At 38.4% G+C, this 3,049-nt stretch carries 4 protein-coding genes; 1 reads left to right on the top strand and 3 read right to left on the bottom strand.

What is annotated here, in order from left to right:
- Positions 1 to 212 precede the first annotated feature (212 nt).
- A complete protein-coding gene (locus CK510_RS28610) occupies positions 213 to 746 on the bottom strand; it encodes a GNAT family N-acetyltransferase (RefSeq protein WP_095724868.1) in 534 nt (177 codons plus the stop codon).
- 396 nt (positions 747 to 1,142) lie between these two features.
- Here CK510_RS28610 and CK510_RS28605 point away from each other — a divergent pair, with 396 nt between their 5' ends.
- The gene (locus CK510_RS28605) at positions 1,143 to 1,523 is read left to right on the top strand and encodes a hypothetical protein (protein ID WP_095724867.1); all 381 of its coding nucleotides are present in this window, start codon (positions 1,143 to 1,145) and stop codon (positions 1,521 to 1,523) included.
- A 71-nt stretch (positions 1,524 to 1,594) separates the two neighbouring features.
- On the opposite strand, the gene CK510_RS28600 is transcribed toward CK510_RS28605, so the two are convergent.
- Positions 1,595 to 1,846, bottom strand: coding sequence for a hypothetical protein (locus tag CK510_RS28600; protein ID WP_095724866.1), 252 nt, complete (start codon positions 1,844 to 1,846; stop codon positions 1,595 to 1,597).
- Positions 1,847 to 2,112: 266 nt separating this feature from the next.
- Positions 2,113 to 2,820, bottom strand: coding sequence for a hypothetical protein (locus CK510_RS28595; protein ID WP_095724865.1), 708 nt, complete (start codon positions 2,818 to 2,820; stop codon positions 2,113 to 2,115).
- Positions 2,821 to 3,049: the final 229 nt, after the last annotated feature.

The raw sequence follows: 3,049 nt of genomic DNA, 5'->3' as shown, positions 1-3,049 counted from the left end.
ATTACCTCACCTGCACTAATTATTTTGGGTGCATTTCTACTATTAAAATCATAATTAAAAGTAAAAAACACTAGATTATTTTTTGATGGCAAATATTTTGAACAAAGGAATCTTAAGATTGATGGATACAAATTGACTAATTCAGAAATTTTGCTACCAATAACAAGTTGAGCGAGTCCGATAAATTTTAGAGGAATGATTGTGGAAGCACTTTAAATAAGGCTTTTGCTCATAGGGACAAAATCAATATCGATTCCAGCCACTTGATACTTGACTTTTTCTTTTTCTTCAAAACCCATTGCTCTGTACAGCTTGACTCCAGGAAGTGTTGCCATTAATTCGAGCCATTGAAAGCCTTGTAATTGTGCTTCCTGGATGCATTTATTTAGCAAAATCCGTCCAATGCCTTGTCTTGCCCATTGTGGATGGACAAAAAAAGCTCGAATCTTTGCAGCATCGGTTTTTGGGTTGAGTAAACCTGATTCTCTATTTGAATAGCGATCGCCACCAAATAGGGTTTTTCTCTGACTCCAACCACCACAGCCAACCAGTTCTCCATCTGCTTCTACAACAAAGTATGTTTTGTCGGCAATTAAATCGCTATCAACGCCAAATACAAAAGCGATCGCAGCTTCAATTTGTGAGTCGGTATAGTATTCCCGACTTAAATCTCTTGCTGATTTTTCAATTAAACATTCAATTGCTGTTTTATCTTTGGGTATCGCAACTCTCAAGTCGTAATTCATTCACCTTTCCGATTAAGGTAATTAACTATTCTGCCACATTTTAGTTACTTGAGTCGTTGGAGGATTGGATAGTTACGAAAAAATAGCAAATAAAGGAAATCCTTGTGGGAGTGAGATTATAGCTTTTAAATCTACTTTGTTACTTTAATTACTATTCTTTATACTCAAAAATACAAAAAAATCTTGATTATTATTCGATAGCAAAATATTTATGAATAATTAAATCTAAAAACTTGGCACGAATAGGTGGAGGAAGACGAGCGAAATTACACCCAACGATGGGAGATTATTGAGAACTGGGAGCTAATATGTGTCTTAATAAAGAATAATATTCGGAAATTTCTGAATAGTCAGGTCAATAATACGTAGATTTTCCCTTAAATCATTACACAACCCATGATTCAGACCGATAAATCTGCCTTGAAAGCTCGAAATATATTACTGGCTATGTTTGTGGTGCTTTGTATCCTAGATGTCACCCTAGTCGCGATCGCACGGGATAAGTGGGCAATTGGACGTATTTTACTGACAATTATCGTGATGCACTTTGTTCTTCAAGGTCGCAAATGGGCAAAATGGCTGCTGATGGGTATCTGTAGTTTACTAGTTGTGATTCTAATTGCAATGGTTTTGGCGCTGAGTTCAAAGCTCTCCACAATTCTCATCGTTGGAAGTTTGATTATGGTCGTTCTCAGCGCTATTATTCCAATTTATATGACCAATAGCAAAGATTTAAACCGTTATTTCTTGTCTAAAAGGCACAATTATTCCCAATAGTATCAATATATTAAATTTAATCTCAACACAAGCATTGCCGGGAGCAACACCTATGCACACCGAACGCTGGATTATTTAAGACCTGGACAATTCTGTTCCTCAATCATGGAACTGACCAAATCGCCCAAAGTTTTACCTTTACCTGCAATGCTAATAGCAGGAGTTCGTCGTGTAGACGCGCTACGTGCGGCTTCTCGTAGAGATGGTTGTGCCGTAGTATCCGAAAGAATCGTTACAATTACGCGAGCTTTGGATATTTTTGGTGCATCTGTCAGCCATCTAACTTGACCATTTTCAATAATGGCTTCGTAGCTTTGAAGCATTGCTCACTCCGAATTTAAAAGCTAATTAGGGAGATAAAAAGCATCTATACATCTCCAAAATTAACATGAAAAATCTTCGTCCGAGCAATTATAAATATTCTCAGCTTGGCTTTGTGTTTGATTTGAGAGAAAATCTTATTTTTTGCTTTCTTTACAAGTAACTGATGGCTGATATAGTGCGAAATGCTTGTATAGCATATATCCTAGCTGTTACTCTATTCTTGAAAACCAATTCATACTTGTCCCTCTAGAAAAGTAACCAGCTTTCAACCATTATCCCCATTGCCTAAATTCTGCTCAAAACTCCCCTCAAAACAACTTAATCGCTCCCCCAAAAACTCGATGGGAATTTCCACGCAACTACGAGCTACCATTTCCGGTGCTTTCGGCATGACAATTTCCCCATTCATGTCAGCTTTAATATTGACTTTCCAACGCTGATAGGTAATCGAAGAATCGCGATCGCAATGAAATTTCTGTTTACTATAAGTCTTCCCACCAGCTTTCTCGATTTGCTGTCGAATCATTTTTTGGCTGTAGGGCAGTTCATTTTTGAAGTAACGGGAAACCAGCGACCAAGTACCATGCAAGTATATAGCTAATGATTTGTAATTCCGATTCTCAGGATTGCCATCTGAGGTGATTAAACGGCAGTTCCACTCACCAACCTCGCTTTGCGATCGCAGTACTAACAATTTATCCAAAAAGTCATCCAGCGAAGATTTATTTGATTCATCATTATTTGCCTCACCACACAACGAACTCAAATAAGTCCAAACTTCTTCTGGTGAAACCACACCAGATAGTTCAGCCAGTCGAAAAGCGTAATAACCAACTAATGCCAAACTCGATGCTAACCTGGCATGTGCGGTGGGTAACTTGGGAATTAGTAACGATTCCAAGTCTTTTACTCCTTGTTGGTTATAGCCCAGTTTGATTAAATCGGGTAACGCAGATGAACAGATACGGGACATGGCTCTTAATTCTGGAAATGCGGTCGGGTTGGGATACCCAGCAAACTCCAACCGAATCAACCTTGACAGAATAATGGGGTCATCGTCACCAATTGAATAATTAGACGCGACAATTAATGGACTGTGAGGGTCTTGATTATTTTCTCTTACAGACTGGAGTTTAGACTAAAGCGGTCTCAGCAACACTGCGATCGCGGACAAAAAAATAGAGAGATACCTGTGTAAAAAC

This window comes from Brunnivagina elsteri CCALA 953, from assembly GCF_002289455.1.
Taxonomy (GTDB): Bacteria; Cyanobacteriota; Cyanobacteriia; order Cyanobacteriales; family Nostocaceae; genus Brunnivagina; species Brunnivagina elsteri.
The sequence above is the reverse complement of the archived record's forward strand: the minus strand, read 5'-3'. Positions and strand labels throughout refer to the sequence as shown.